Annotated in this window: 8 protein-coding genes and 4 pseudogenes; 8 read left to right on the forward strand and 4 right to left on the reverse strand. The window is 69.4% G+C overall.

Going from position 1 to position 13,637, the window contains the following annotated elements; all coding sequences use genetic code 11:
• Positions 1-131: 131 nt before the first annotated feature.
• Positions 132-320: pseudogene (locus ACFZDK_RS51925) on the forward strand (IS256 family transposase); the annotation flags it as partial.
• Positions 317-892, forward strand: a complete 576-nt coding sequence (locus ACFZDK_RS51930; RefSeq protein WP_390985387.1) for a GNAT family N-acetyltransferase — start codon at positions 317-319, stop codon at positions 890-892. The pseudogene ACFZDK_RS51925 and the gene ACFZDK_RS51930, both read left to right, overlap by 4 nt.
• A 152-nt stretch (positions 893-1,044) precedes the next feature.
• Here the strand turns inward: ACFZDK_RS51930 and ACFZDK_RS51935 are convergent, their stop codons facing one another.
• Complete coding sequence (locus tag ACFZDK_RS51935; RefSeq protein WP_390985389.1) at positions 1,045-1,584, reverse strand: hypothetical protein; 540 nt, start codon at positions 1,582-1,584, stop codon at positions 1,045-1,047.
• A gap of 672 nt (positions 1,585-2,256) precedes the next feature.
• On the opposite strand from ACFZDK_RS51935, the gene ACFZDK_RS51940 reads away from it, so the two are divergent.
• Positions 2,257-2,760: an N-acetyltransferase gene (locus ACFZDK_RS51940; RefSeq protein WP_283461651.1), complete on the forward strand. Its 504-nt coding sequence runs from the start codon at positions 2,257-2,259 to the stop codon at positions 2,758-2,760.
• Positions 2,761-3,867: 1,107 nt separating this feature from the next.
• On the opposite strand, the gene ACFZDK_RS51945 is transcribed toward ACFZDK_RS51940, so the two are convergent.
• Positions 3,868-5,127 carry an MFS transporter gene (locus ACFZDK_RS51945; protein ID WP_390985392.1) on the reverse strand — a complete coding sequence of 420 codons (1,260 nt, stop codon included), beginning with the start codon at positions 5,125-5,127 and terminating at the stop codon, positions 3,868-3,870.
• A gap of 133 nt (positions 5,128-5,260) precedes the next feature.
• Here ACFZDK_RS51945 and ACFZDK_RS51950 point away from each other — a divergent pair, with 133 nt between their 5' ends.
• The 5 genes and pseudogenes from ACFZDK_RS51950 to ACFZDK_RS51970 all read left to right on the forward strand — a co-directional run bounded on the left by ACFZDK_RS51950 (position 5,261) and on the right by ACFZDK_RS51970 (position 10,513).
• Positions 5,261-6,481: an ISAs1 family transposase gene (locus ACFZDK_RS51950; RefSeq protein ID WP_390985394.1), complete on the forward strand. Its 1,221-nt coding sequence runs from the start codon at positions 5,261-5,263 to the stop codon at positions 6,479-6,481.
• Between the two features lie 682 nt (positions 6,482-7,163).
• Positions 7,164-7,997 carry a calcium-binding protein gene (locus ACFZDK_RS51955; RefSeq protein WP_390985397.1) on the forward strand — a complete coding sequence of 278 codons (834 nt, stop codon included), beginning with the start codon at positions 7,164-7,166 and terminating at the stop codon, positions 7,995-7,997.
• A gap of 969 nt (positions 7,998-8,966) precedes the next feature.
• The gene (locus ACFZDK_RS51960) at positions 8,967-9,092 is read left to right on the forward strand and encodes a hypothetical protein (RefSeq protein WP_390985400.1); all 126 of its coding nucleotides are present in this window, start codon (positions 8,967-8,969) and stop codon (positions 9,090-9,092) included.
• Between the two features lie 617 nt (positions 9,093-9,709).
• Positions 9,710-9,976: pseudogene (locus ACFZDK_RS51965) on the forward strand (tetratricopeptide repeat protein); the annotation flags it as partial.
• A gap of 36 nt (positions 9,977-10,012) precedes the next feature.
• Entirely contained in the window at positions 10,013-10,513 is a 501-nt protein-coding gene (locus tag ACFZDK_RS51970; protein ID WP_390985402.1) for an NUDIX domain-containing protein, read from the forward strand.
• A 109-nt stretch (positions 10,514-10,622) separates the two neighbouring features.
• On the opposite strand, the pseudogene ACFZDK_RS51975 reads toward ACFZDK_RS51970, so the two are convergent.
• Positions 10,623-10,946: pseudogene (locus tag ACFZDK_RS51975) on the reverse strand (transposase); the annotation flags it as partial.
• A pseudogene (locus ACFZDK_RS51980) lies at positions 10,933-13,578 on the reverse strand (sugar-binding protein); the annotation flags it as partial. The pseudogenes ACFZDK_RS51980 and ACFZDK_RS51975, both read right to left, overlap by 14 nt.
• Positions 13,579-13,637: the final 59 nt, after the last annotated feature.

Below are 13,637 nucleotides of genomic sequence, written 5' to 3' on the forward strand. Positions count from 1 at the left end.
GGGCCCGTTCTCTCATGCCCGCGACCGCACCCGAACCTCAGTCCAGACGACCACCCGCTGCCGCTCGAACAAGATCCGGTTTGCCACAACGCACTAAGTTCTCGGCGCCACACCCTCAACTGCGAAGAGCCGTCCAACTCCGCACCAAGGTCACCCGCGGCGCCGGCAGCCCGGCCGCAGCACTCGCGATGGTGTTCAAGCTCGTCGGATCGGCCCAGGCCCGCTGGCGCGCAATCCGCGGAGCCCACCTCGTCGCCCTGGTCCGCTCAGGCGCCAAGTTCGAGAACGGCGTCCTCGTCGAACGCGAAGGGGCAGCATGAGCCGGCCCTCGCAGACGCAGTCGAACAGCCCGGACATGCGGCTGCACCCCTTGACCGAGACCGGGGCGCACCAGATCGAGCACTGGTTCGACCACCCCGAGGTCCACAGGCGCCTGGGCGGCCGGTCCTGGATCCACCGTCAGCTGCGGCTGATCAGCCAGCACCCCTGCACCGCCTTCCGCGGCGCGATGGTGCTGCGCTCCCACGGATGGATCGGCCTGGATCAGGCCGGGACACCGGTCGCGTTCATCGGCGGCGACGTCTATGACCGCTGGGTCCGCTACCACGGCGAAGGCCCCGAGGGCCCCATCCTGTCCGACACCGACCCCAGGCTCGCCATGGGCCTGGCCTACCTGGTCGACCCCGACCGGTGGCGGCACGGATACGGCCGCTCCGCCCTCCAAGCCGTCCTCGCCCACCCCGACGTCGGCGATGTCCAGACGTTCTTCTGCGGGATCGACGCCGACAACCACGCCAGTCGCAACTGCGCCGAATCCGCCGGCTTCACCCTCCCCGACCTCGAACCAGACCACGAAGCGATGCTCTACTACCGCCGCACCCGACCAAGTTGATCACCGAGAACACGCTGATCCACAACTATTGACAATTACTCGGCATGGTGAAGCGTGAGAGTGATCCGGTTTCCCGTTCGGTTGGGCGTCAATGGACGGGCAGCCGAACGGCAGTGAAGGACCTTTTGGGCGGCGGCCGTCGGGACAGCGAGTCATGAGGGTGTCGGACTGACAGGGGCGTCGGCGCTGGCGATGAGGTGCTCCGCATCGGGGAGGAAGACCTTGAGGTCGGCTTGGTCTCTCCCTTCGATCCCGATGGCGAACAGATGGTTCGTGCCTCCGTATCTCACGTCGGACAGGTAGAGCCGTAGCACCGCAGGCTCGGCGATGCCATAGACGTTGTCTCCAGAGTTCGGCCAGGTCAGAAAGTCTACGCAGGCCCGCACCGGGCAGTCGGAGGCCTCATTCACCGCCTTGCTGGAGATTGCGATATCGACCAGCTTCGCAGGGAGAGCGTCGGTACCGATCGTGTCGCTCCGGGGTTTGGAGACCTGTAGGTTCGGGCGGGTTGTGAGCCACGCCATCAGCCCCGATGCCGTGCTGGGCACTCCGGCGGCACGTTTCCGGTCCTTGCCTACCGGGATGAGGTCGGACCAGAACAGGACCCGGTGCAGATCCCAACTGCCGTCCGGCGCCGTGGAGAACTCGACGGGTTGGTCCTCATGGCTCTCCCACCGCCCTGTGAAGGTCACCGTCAGTTGCCCGTTGAAGAAGTGTGACGTCCGATATGGGCCCGCAGGCAGGCTTCCGGGATCCGAACCCCCCGAGAGGCACTCCGGGGCGCAGCCTGGGATCCCCGCCGATGCGGCAGCCGTGGCCGTCGGAGTTCTGGATGCACCACCCGAGTTGCCCGAGCCACTGGAGCTGCCGCATCCGGCGACGAGGATTGCGGAGAGCGGGACCGCGAGGAGCTTGAGAGCGGATTTCACGGCAGACCCCCATTTTGATCCGACGCCTAGATCGGCCTAAATGCTCCCAGAATCTGATGCACCGGCATAGGCGAAAGCGCAGGCGGTGCACCGGCATTGCTGCGACGGCAGCCAGGTCGGGGGCTGTCAAGCGGTCAACGATCCGTGTGACTGATCCGTGTTTCCTCTTTTCGCAGCTCACGCGGGCTTCGAGGGCGGCAGCACGGTGATCCAGGTCGCGATCCGCATCCGGGCTTCGGCGCGGGTCGCGAAGGCATGCCGGTGGACGTACTCGACCTTGAGCACGCTGTTGCCATACCGATCATGGAGTCTGTCGATCGAACGGGACTCTCGATCGGGTGATCGCGGGCCCTGCCCGGCATGAGAGCAGAGCCTGGCGGTATGCGGGCAATATCCAGGGGAGCGGACGGCCGTGCGCTGCCACGGTCGGGCGCCATGAGCTGGCTTCCCGATGACTTCGTCCACCCCGTCCTGGTACCGCTGCCGGGCGGTGGTCATCACCTGCGGCCGATCCGGGAGGTGGACACCCCGCTCGACTATCCGGCTGTGATGGGTTCGCGCGAGCGGCTGTGGACCATCTTCGGCCCGGCCTGGGGCTGGCCCGCGGACACCATGACCTACGAGGCCGACCAGGCCGACCTTTTGCGGCACGAGAAGGAGATCGCCGCGCACCAGTCCTTCAACTACGCGCTGTTCGACGCGGCGGAGACAGTTCTGCTCGGCTGTGTCTACATCGACCCGCCGGAGAGGGCCGGCGCGGACGGCGAGATCTCCTGGTGGGTGGTGGACGAGCTGGTGGGCAGCAAGGTCGAGCAGGCCCTCGACGCGCTGGTGCCGCAGTGGATCGCCGCCGACTGGCCGTTCGAGCAGCCGCGCTTCCTCGGCCGTGAGATCTCCTGGTCGGACTGGCTCGCCCTGCCGCAGCATCCCGACACGTAAGGGGTTGTTGCCCGTACCGATCTCGAAGGCTGTCGGTCGAGCGGGAGCTCGATCGGGTGACTGCGGCGGTTTGCGCGCGTGGCAGCAGGGCCTCCTGGTAGCTCGGGGGTGCGATCCCATTCCGAGTGGTTCCCGGAGGCCCTGTTGTCTTTGTTGTAGGTGCCCGGGCACGTTGACTTCAACTCGCCCGCCGTGTCGTGCGATTGCCTCGCGCATGCGTCGGCAACGCGGCCGACCATCCGGACCGGGTGCGCCGGTATCCGTCGGACATGACGGACACTGAATGCCCCCGGCGCCTCCAGGAGGAGCCACCCGCGCTCCGCCAGGCGCCGGGCTTTCGACCGCAGCCCCTCGACCTTCGCCGACGTCGCCCCAAGGCCCGGCTCCACCGCGATCTCCTTGGCCCGAAGCGGTCCGTGACCCGTGGATCGCTGCTGTTCCAGCACGCCCAGAATGCGCTGATACCCGGCGCCACAACCGTCACCGGCAGCCCTTCCCGCCAGGGCGGCACCCTCGAGCCCGGCACCGGCGCGAGCGACAGCACCGCTTTCTCCTCGGCCTCGGTCCCGGCGGTGGTCTCGGCGGTGGTCTCGGCAGCCGAGGCCGCCAGGGCCTCGACCAGCTCTTCCCGCGCGATCACCCACCGGTCCAGCTCGATCTCGGCGGCCTCCAACACCTCAGCCAGCCGGGCGGCTTCCTCCCGTAGTCCTTCCAGCCGCACACGGCCGCTGTCTCCCGCTCCTCCGGCATTCCCAGCACCGACGCCATCGCGCACCCCTCGCTCACGGAGCGGAAACAAGACGCCGGATGCCTCTCTCATTCCGAGCTACACCATGCCTGACCAGCAGAAATCAACAGATCACGTTCGGTTGAGATACGGCTTCTGAGATCAGGCGGCCCGCTGATGAGGCTCTCTGGATCTCCCCACCGGGTGATCGGGTGGGTCTCGGAGTTGCTCGGCTTGGCTCCCCGGGCAGATTCACGCTGGCCCTCGGACGGCAGTCACAGGGGCAGGTGTGATGCGTGCTCGGCGCAAATGCGAGGACGCGGGTTCAGTCCTTGTCCGAGAGCTGGGCACCACCGCAGGCGGTCTGTTCGTTCAGCCGCTCAGCCTGGTGCGGCCGCCGGGGACTCTGCGTGCCGAAATCCTGGCAGGGTCAGGCACAGGAGGGCTGCGGCGGCGGTCGTGGCGGCGAAGGCGCCTACCGCCCAGGCGCCGGACATGTGCTGGATGATCAGGCCGGCGATCAGTGGCGCCAGTGCCGCCAGCGCGGTGGCCGCCATCACCACGGTGCTGATGACTCGGCCGCGCATTTCCTCCGGCGCGCTGCGAAGCACCACGGCAACGAGCGCGGCGTTCGCGGCCGGTGCGAGCAGCAGCGCCAGGGCGACCGGCGCCGCCACCAGCGGTGACGGGATGAGCAAGGCCGCAGCGCCGAACAGCAGGGCCCCGGCCACGGTGATGGTGGTGGCCAGGGTCGCCAGGCGCATGCGCCCTTGCAGCCGGGGTGCGACCACGGCGCCCAGCAGCCCGCCGGCCGCGATGGCTGCCTGCACCAGGCCGATCACCGCGGCGGAGGTACCGCGCTGTCGCATCGCGAGGGTGATGCTGAAGATCACGCCGCTGAAGGCGAAGTTCAGCAGGGGTGTCTGGATCAGCGCCGCGCGCAGAATGGGCACCTGCCAGACGACCCGCAGGCCATCGGTCACCTCGCGCCACAACGCCTTGCGCTCGGCCTCGTTCTGCGGGCGGAACCGCCCGCGGATCCGGCTCACCGTGCCGAACGAGATGGCGAAGGAGACGGCGTCGGCCAGGAACGGGACGGCCCGGCCCACCCCGAACAGCACCCCGCCGAGCGCCGGGCCGGCCAGGCTGGCACCGTACGTCCGGGCTTCGGTGGCCGCCCACGCCTGCTCGAGTTGCCCGTCCGGCACGATTGCCGGCAGCGCGGCGGCGGCGGACGGGTCGAAGATGGCACCGGCAGCCCCCTCGATCAGGCTTACGGCCAGGACCACCGGCCAGGATGCGAAATCCAGCACGATCAGGATGCCGAGCAGAGCCAGCAGGACGGCGCGCACTACGTCGCAGATGATCATCGTCCGTCGCCGGTCGAACCGGTCCGACAGCGCCCCGGCGGGCAGCTGCAGGCAGAGCAGGGTAATGGCCCGCACCGTGCCGACCACCCCGGCGAGCACCACCGAGTGGGTCAGGGCCAGGATGAGCAGCGGGTAGGCGATCCCGCTGATCTGCGTGCCGGTATCGGACAGCAACTGGCCGATCCACAGCATCCGGAAGCCCTTGTTGCGCCGGAGCGGAACCTGTCCTGGCACATCGGTGGCTATCTCGATTCCGCTGGCGTCGCTCACCCTTAATACGATATGCGCCGAGGTCGTCACCCAGGTGTCGGATCTTGGACAGGGGGCCGGGTAAACGTCGAAGGGCGCGACCATCCATGATCACGTTGATTCCACTCAGCATGATCATGAAGGCCGCGCCCGCATGCCATCCTGCCCGACCCTGCCCACGTCCCGCCGACTTGCCAAGCAACACGGCCTCGCTGCCGAGGAGTTGTGCACGCCCGAAAGGCTCCCCGCGCTGCTGGACGCGGTCCGTACCGTCCCCGATCCGCGCAGGGCGCATCTGGTCGCCCACCCCTGGCCGATGCTGCTCGGCCTGGTCGCCTGTGCCCTGCTGTGCGGCGTGCGCTCGGTACGCGGGGTGATCCGCTGGGCGAGCGGCCAGGGCGCCGGCATCCTCGCCGCCCTTGAACTCCCCGCCGGCGACCCGGGCAAACTGCCGGTGGCCACCACACTCACCCGCGCGCCGGCCCGGGTGGACGCCGACCTGCTGGACGCCGCCGTCGGTGCGTTCGTGCAGGCCCATACCGCCGACCCGCTGGCCGGTATCGCCAGGGATCCGGTGCTGCGGTTGGCCGCGGACGGCAAGACGGTGCGCGGCGCCCGCGACAGCGAGGGCCTGCAGCTGCACCTGCTCGGCGTCTACCAGGTCGACCCGGGCGTGATGCTCGCCCAGCGGGAGATGCGCCACAAGCCGCACGAGACGGTGCACTTCACCGCCGCGCTCGACCTGATCGCCGACATCACCGGCGCGATCGTCACCGCCGATGCCCTGCACACCGTCGCCGGCCATGCCCACTACCTTCACCGACGCGGCGCCTTCGGCCTCTTCCCCGTCAAGGAGAACCGTTCCACCCCGTTCGCGCAGTTGGACGCCCTCGACTGGGACGAGACCACCAACCCGCACATCACCGTGCACCGCACCGAGGAGACCAACTCAGGCCGCCACGAAATCAGGATCGTGCGCGTGCAGCCCCTCGCGCCAGGGCAGGCGAACTTCCCGCACGCCCCCCGGGCCCTGCTCGTCGAGCAGTACACCACCGGACGCGGCGACGGAAAGATCCACGCGGATGCCGAACTCGGCATCACCACTGCCCGGCTCGACGTCGCCGACACCGCCGCCCTCGCCCGCTGCATCCGCGGCCAGTGGGCCATCGAGGCACAGCACTTCGTCCGCGACGTGACCTTCGGTGAGGACGCCTGCCGCGCCCGCACCGCCAGCCTGCCCAGGGCCCTCGCAACCTTCCGCAGCCTGGCGATCAGCCTCGCCCACCTCGCCGGGTGGACGAACAACGCCGCCGCTCACGACCACTACCGCAACCACCCCGCCGACGCCCTACGCGAACTCGGTCTCACCGGATGAGCACGCATCACGCCTGGCCCCCCAGGTGGCGTACCGACCGCGTGGAAGGCATGCGGTGTGACGTGGCAGTACGTCCAGTCCTCCTTCCGCCCCGACGGTCTTCACCGCGGCCCGTACGGCGATCGTCAAGAGCTGTGGTTCGGGTGACGCGTGATCAGCCAGCGACGGCTTCTGGGCGCTCAACCAGGACGCCGTATTCGAACGTGGCGTCCGCCCGGACCGGGGCGACGAGGTGGGCGCCGGTGACCGTGCGCCAGCGGGTGTGGGCGGACTCGACGAGCTTGAAACACCATCGCGAGGGCCGCGGCCGGGCTGCCGGCGTCGCAGGTGGGCGCCAGGGTGCCGTCGACGACGAGGAACACCCTGTTACCGCGGTCGTCCTCGATCCAGTAGTCCTCACCGAAGCCGAGGAGCCCGTCGCGTAGCTGGAATCTCATGACCCACCGCTCCGGCCGCCGCCCCGAAACGCCGCCGGTAGGCCGACGGGCTGAGCCCGGTCCGGCGACGACGGGACGCGCCCCCGCCATCCGCCGGGCCGAGAGGTGTCCTGAAGGTGAACTTCACGTGTGTGTAGGGAAGTTGACCAACCAAACAGGTGTGCCCCGAGTCTGATCCTGCACAACCAGCGCTTCACGTTCCTCTCGGAGGTCTCGCCATGCTCTCTCGTCCAGCCAGTCGCCGGGTGACACGCGCCGTCTCAGCGGCGACGGCGGTTCTCGGTACAGCCCTGGCCGTTCCGCTCAGCCTGGCCGGCACCGCGGACGCAGCGCCGGCGTCGGCCACCGCCGCGGTCAACCAGAACGACTGGCAGCTCGTCTACAAGGCCGCCCCCGGCCAGACCAACAAGGCCACCGTCACTGCGTCGCTCACCTCGGACCGCACCGGCATCACCTACCTGATCGACGACGTCGTCCCGATCAGCGCGGGCCACGACTGCGCCTACCCGGTAAGCGCGGACCACACGAAGGTCTCCTGCACGGTCACCTTCGTGGACAGCCAGGATCCGTACCCCGCCCTGGTCACGGACCTCGGCGACCGCAACGACACGCTCGCGTACGACAACGCCACCGACCAGATCTACTTCTACGCCGAGATCTCGCTGGGCGCCGGCAACGACAAGGCGACCGACTCGGGACGTCTCGACGGCGCCTACGTCTCGGGTGACGCCGGTAACGACACGATCACCGTGGGCAAGGAGGGCCTGGCGTGGGGTGGTGACGGCAACGACACGATCAACGCGAGCGGCGGCGACAACATCGTGCAGGGCGGCAAGGGCGACGACACGCTGCACGGCGGCTCCGGAGCCCAGAATCTGTCCGGCGACGACGGCAAGGACACGATCACCGGCGGAACCGGCGCCGACACCCTGAACGGAGGCAAGGGCAACGACGTCCTGTACGGCAACAGCGGCGACGACAAGCTGTACGGCAACAGCGGGAACGACAAGCTGTACGGCGGCGCGGGCAGGGACACGCTCTCCGGCGGCCCCGGTTCGGATGTGGTCCACCAGGACTGACAAACTCGCCAGGGCAGGCGGGCGGTGGCGGTGGCGGGTGGCACCCTTGATGACCGCTTCCACAGGGTCATGGCGGAGCAGTGGCCGGCCCACTTTCGCGTTCGATCTCGTGCGACTGTCCGGGACGGATACGACCAGGTGGCCGTACCGGCGGCGCAGGGCCGCGCTGGAGTCGGTGTACGCCGCGCGGAGGTCGTCCGCGAGTGGCTGACGTGGGCGTCGGTCGGCATGAGGCGTCTACGAGCCGTCGGTCAGGGGCTGGTTGAAGTACAAGGTGCGCGAGACGGCCGAGGCGATCGTGGGTGCGGTGACCGGCCCGGTGGCGGCTCCCCGCAGTCTGCTGCTCGGCAGGTACGACGATCACGGACGCCTTCAGTACACCGGCCGCACCGTCAACCTCGCCCGGACGGCCAGCAGCGCGTTCGCCGGCCTGCTTACTCCGGCCCGGCGCGGCCACCCCCGGGCGGGCTGGTCGTTCTCCGCCGGACGGGGCAGCCGGGCAGACGCTGAACGTCACGCTGGTGGAAGTCGGCGTCGATGTCGCCCGCGCCGCCTCCGGCCGTTGGCACCACCCCGCACGCTGGCACCGCGCCCGCCCCGACCTCCAGCCCACTGACATCCCCCCGCCTGACGTCACCGCACTGACGTCGGCGCAGCGCGGCGGCACCGGCCGACGCACGAGCCACACCAGCGGCGCCCGATCCCCTCCCGCGCCGCCCTGGTCCTTTCCCACCCACCCACTTGTCTGTTCTTCCTGCTGTGGGACGTGGACTCGGGGGCGTAGAGGGGATGTCGGCCTCCCGACCATGGTCGGACCAGCATGGTGACCTGCGGTTCCACGGACAGGCCGCGGACGGTTGTCGGCGGGGTTGTCGGCGAGGATGCGGGCCTGGTCCACGGAGGCGTTGCCGCTTCGTGACCGCGGTCGGGCCTTCGTGGTCGGGGTTCTGGTCGGGGCCGGCTGCTGCTGTGACCGGTACGCGCGGCGCCCGGCAAGGACGGTGCCGCACCGGACGGGAAGCGAGCAGATCCGTGATGATCGGCGTGGACGCGGGCAGCGGGGACCGGCTGGCGCTGGGCGTGCTGACCCAGTAGCGGATGGCTACCACTGGCCAGATGCACCGGGTGATTGCCCCCGAGGTGCGCATCGAGCAGACCCGGCGGCGGCTGGCCCGGCCGCGCGTGGCGGGGCTGGTCGATCGCATCACCCTGCCGCAGGCCGGGCGGCCCGGGTGTGGTTCCCCACCTCGTACGGCGTGCAGTTCGCCTGTGAGTGGCCCGAGCTGCGCGGGCACCGGCCGTCCAGGACCATGTCCGATCCGACCGCCGTGCGGCTTAGGGCCGGCCGGACCCATGGTCGGCGTCGCACACCGAACATCGCGGGAACCAGGCCCGAGGGGATGACGGGCGGTGCGACGTCCGAGCGACGGGAGCGGTGGCTCCACGGGTTCGTGGCCATGAACTCCTGGAGCCACCTCTCTGCGTGGCATACGGACTCAGCGCCTGCCGAGGCTTTGGGCAGTGTCGTGGTCGGCATAGAGGCTGCTGCGATCACTCGCATCGGCCTGGATCAGTTGAGGGCTGGCGTCGACGCCCGGGTCCGCCAGTGTTCCTACCGCCCGCGCTCGCCTCTTTTTCCGCGCACGCATCCACGTGGCTGCCGCAGACGCTACCGCGGCAGTGATCAGCTGCGCGGGCAACTGCGGCAGTCCCATGCCCTGACACGCTGGGACCCCCAAAAGTACAAGCGGGTCCACGCACTGACCTACGCCGATCTGGGCGACAGTCTCGCCGCCCAGGCCCGCGCGGGCAAGGCCGCAGCCGCATGGGCTCAGGCTGTGGCGCTGATGGAAGGCATGGCCTCCGACCGCACTCGCAAAGGGATCACCTCGCTCCGCTCGACCCTTGCCGTCCACCAGGGCCGCAAAGTGCCCGGAGCCGCCGAACTCGCCCACCGCGCGCGCCAGGCACTGGCCTAAGCTGCCCACCAACCGGCCGGCGAAGGGACCCCAGTCGTGGTTCAGCGGACAACCGACGACCAGCCCAAATCCCTGCCCCCGGCAGTCGACTCCATGACCCTGCTGGTCGCCGCCGTCATCGTCCACGACAAAGCCACCGACCGGGTCGTCCTCCTCCAGCGCAGCCACAACGCCAAGTTCGCCCAGGGCATGTGGGACCTTCCCGTCGGCAAGAGCGAGCCCGGCGAGCCGATCACCGAAACCGCGGTACGCGAGTTGTACGAGGAAACCGGCCTGACCGTGAAACCCGAGTCCCTCCAGGTCGCCCACATCATCCACGGCGCCTGGGGCGTCGAAGCACCCAACGGCTTTCTCACCGTCGTCTTCGCCGCACACGAATGGAGCGGCGAACCCGAAAACCGCGAACCCTGCAAACACACCCAAGTGCGGTGGGTCGACGCGAACGCCCTCCCCGAAGACTTCGTCGACACCACCGCCAGTGCTCTGCGGCGCTACCTCACCAGCGGCCCACAAGTGTCCCTGGCCGGCTGGCAGTAGCGGCCGTACGCCCCAGCAATCGGTGGCGGTGCTGCAACGTTGGTGCGGCAGCCAGACCTGCGGCTGGCTTCGGGGGTGTCAATTTTCAGGCTGATCTGGTTGTTGATGGTCAGTTGTTGCTCGGGGTCAGGCGGCCTTCGAAGGCGATCTGGAACGCGTTGAGAGGTGCTTTCCAGCGCATGGTCCACCGCTTGCGGCCCTTCCCGGTCGGGTCCAGGCTCATCAGCGCCATGTAGATGCACTTGAGGGCGGCGGCCTCGTTGGGGAAGTGCCCGCGGGCCCGAACGGCCCTGCGGATGCGGGCGTTGACGCTCTCGATCGCGTTCGTGCTGCAGATGACCTTGCGGATCTCGACGTCGAAGGAGAGGAAGGGCACGAACTCGGCCCAGGCGTCCGACCACAGCTTCACGATCGCCGGATACGCGCGCGCCCATCAGGGTGAGTCCGGAGAGTGTCTCGCCGGAGCGTTGCTGGGCGCCGAGCCAGCCGTAGCGTGCGGGCACGCTGCTGGCGCGGACGTTGCCGTATTCGTCGGTGTCCTGGACGGTGGGAGCCTTGCTGGTGTCCAGCGGGAGCTGGACGGAGATGTCGCCGTGGATGTCGCTGAGCTGCAGAACGGTGCCGCCGGTCTTGCTGGTGGTAGCGGCGATGCCGCCACCGAGCGACTCCACGTAGCGGGTCACGTTGCCCTGGCTGTCCTCCGTGATCCACGCGGGGCTGTCGCAGCCGCAGTCATAGTGGTTGACCTTGGACTCCGTGGTGCCCCAGGTGCCGCCGCTGCTGGTCTCGACGGTCCAGGAGCGGAGGCGCTGGGTGCCGTCGAGCTGCCAGGTCTGTCGCTTGGTGCCGACGGTCTCCTGGCGGATCAGGTCGTTGTTGTAGTAGGCGAGGGTCACACCGCCCGGCTGGGCGGTGGTGCGGCCGAAGGCGTCGTAGGTGTAGCCGGTGTCGACCTGACGGTCGGCGCTGTCGTAGGAGTAGTTGGTGGTGGTGCCTCCCGAGGTGGGGCAGTTCGTCCCGGGGGTACCGGTGGCGCTGGTGAGACTCTTGCGGTTGGAGCGTGCGTCGAAGGTGTAGGTGCGCTTGGTGCACACCGTCTCGGCAGTGTCCTCGACGGAGGTCAGGCGGCCGATCGCGTCGTAACGGTAGTTCTGCCCGGTGATCTGCGCGTCTGAGATGACCTGGCCGTGGATGGAGCGGGTGACGGTGTCGGACTGCACGAGAGTGCCGTCGCTGTCGCGGGTGTAGGTCCGCTCCAGTGCGTTGCCGTCCGCGTCGAGGGTCTGGGCCAGGGTGTAGCCGCCGGGCAGCTCTTCCTCAGTGAGGTTGCCGTCCGCGTCGTATGAGGCGAGGAACGTACCGGCGACCGAGTCGACCACCTTGGTGGCCAGGCCCCGGGGTTCGGCGGTGTGGTCGTAGGTGAAGTTCACCGTGGACGGGATGTTGTTGCTGCGCTTGACCTGGCGGTCGAGCAGGTCGTACTCGGTGGTGGTGGTGCCACCGTCCGCGTCGGTGTACGAGATGACGCGGCCGAGCTTGTCGTAGCCGGTGGTGATGGTGCCGTCGGTCGGCGAGACGGTCCTGGTCGGCCGGCCGGTGGCCGTGTCGTAGGTGGTGCTGGCCTCCGGTGCGGCTGTGCCGACGCCGCCGGTGATCTTCACTGAGGTGGTGCGGCCGGCATTGTCGGTACCGATGGTGGTGGTTCGGGTCGAGCTGTTCGCGGTCTCGGATGTCTTGGCCGGGTTCCCCCACCAGTCGTATTCGGTGGTCTTGGCCGGCAGTTGTGTCGGGTTGGAACCGCCGCCGGTGATCGCCCCGGCCGGACCGGTCGAGCACACCAGGTCGGCCCACTCGGGGCGGCCGGCACAGGTGCCGGTGCCGCTCGCGGACCAGTACGTGGTCACCCGGCTGGTGGCGTCGGTGCCGCCGGCGCCGGGCGCAATGCGCTTGGTCTCACGGCCCTGTGCGTCGTATTCGACCGTGGTGGTGATCGCCAGGCCGCCCGGGTCTTCCACGGTCTTGGTCTGCAGGCCCTTGGCCCAGTCGTAGGCCGTCTGAACAGCACGGGTCTCGCCCTGGACGCCCGGGTGCTCACGGACCTCGGCGCCGGTGGTGACCTTGGTGAGCTGGTCCCGGATGACGGCGCTGCCGTCGGTCGGACGCCCCTCGTCGTAGTCGTGGACCGTCCAGGCCCGCGCCGTCACCGAGGCGCCGGCGGCGGCCAGCGTGGTGGTGCCGGATTTCAGGTCTGCGGCCAGGTCGACCCGGCGCAGCGGGCCGAACTCCTCCAGCAGGCGGGTGCCCTTGCCGCTGAAGGTACGGGTGGTGGACAGCAGCTGGGCGCGTTCGGCGGTCGGCAGGGCCGCGATGCCCAGGTCGCTACGGGCCGCGGAGCCAGCGGCACTGGTGCCGATGGCCACGTCGCGGTTGGCGGGAGTCAGTTCGCGCACGGTGTTGCCGAACTGGTCGTACTCGGTGGTGGCGATGTGCCCGCCGGGGGCGGCGGTGTTCACCGTGCGGCCGGAGGCGTCCAGGTGGTGGAGGGTGGCTCGCTTGTAGTCGGCGGCGGTCAGTGCGCTGCCGGCGTTCGAGGCGGGCACGGCGTCCGCCGGGAAGATCGCGGTCGCGTCCGTGGGCGCTTCCCTCTGCCCCCATGCCTTGACGCTGGACGAGCCCATGCTGTTCGGGGCTGCGGTGCCGGTCAGCGGTACGTCGTAGACCACGGACGTGACCGCCTCGCCGGACACGGTGTCCGCGCTGCCTTGCGCGAGCGCCGGGCGGGATGCCTTGAGCAGCATGCCCTCGCCGGCCGCGCTGCTGGAGCCGGCCTTTCCGTAGGTGAAGGTCCACGGCAGTTCGCCAGGCGGGGTCAGCCTGGTGACCCGGCCGCTGCTGTCGTAGGCGTACTCGGTCTTCAGTGACGGCGAGATCTGCGGGTGCCATGCCTGGCGCAGTCGCGCGGAGCCGTCGTACAGGTACATCTGCACCGACTTGGAGGTGGCCGTGGTGGCGCCGGGCGCTGTCGACCACAGACGGATCTCCTTCACCTGCCCGGAGATGTCACCGTGTTGCCGCCCCCGGCCGGGCCCCCCTGGCCAGCTGTCCAAGATCGCCGCCGCGCCCA

Origin of the sequence: Streptomyces sp. NPDC007901 (genome assembly GCF_042959465.1) — a bacterium.
In the GTDB taxonomy this organism is placed as follows: Bacteria; Actinomycetota; Actinomycetes; order Streptomycetales; family Streptomycetaceae; genus Streptomyces.

Excerpts from the sequence above, each read along its gene's own strand:
- ACFZDK_RS51940 (WP_283461651.1), top strand. The coding sequence starts at position 2,257 with ATGAGCTGGCTTCCCGATGACTTCGTCCACCCCGTCCTGGTACCGCTG.
- ACFZDK_RS51950 (WP_390985394.1), top strand. The coding sequence starts at position 5,261 with ATGCCATCCTGCCCGACCCTGCCCACGTCCCGCCGACTTGCCAAGCAA.
- ACFZDK_RS51930 (WP_390985387.1), top strand. The coding sequence starts at position 317 with ATGAGCCGGCCCTCGCAGACGCAGTCGAACAGCCCGGACATGCGGCTG.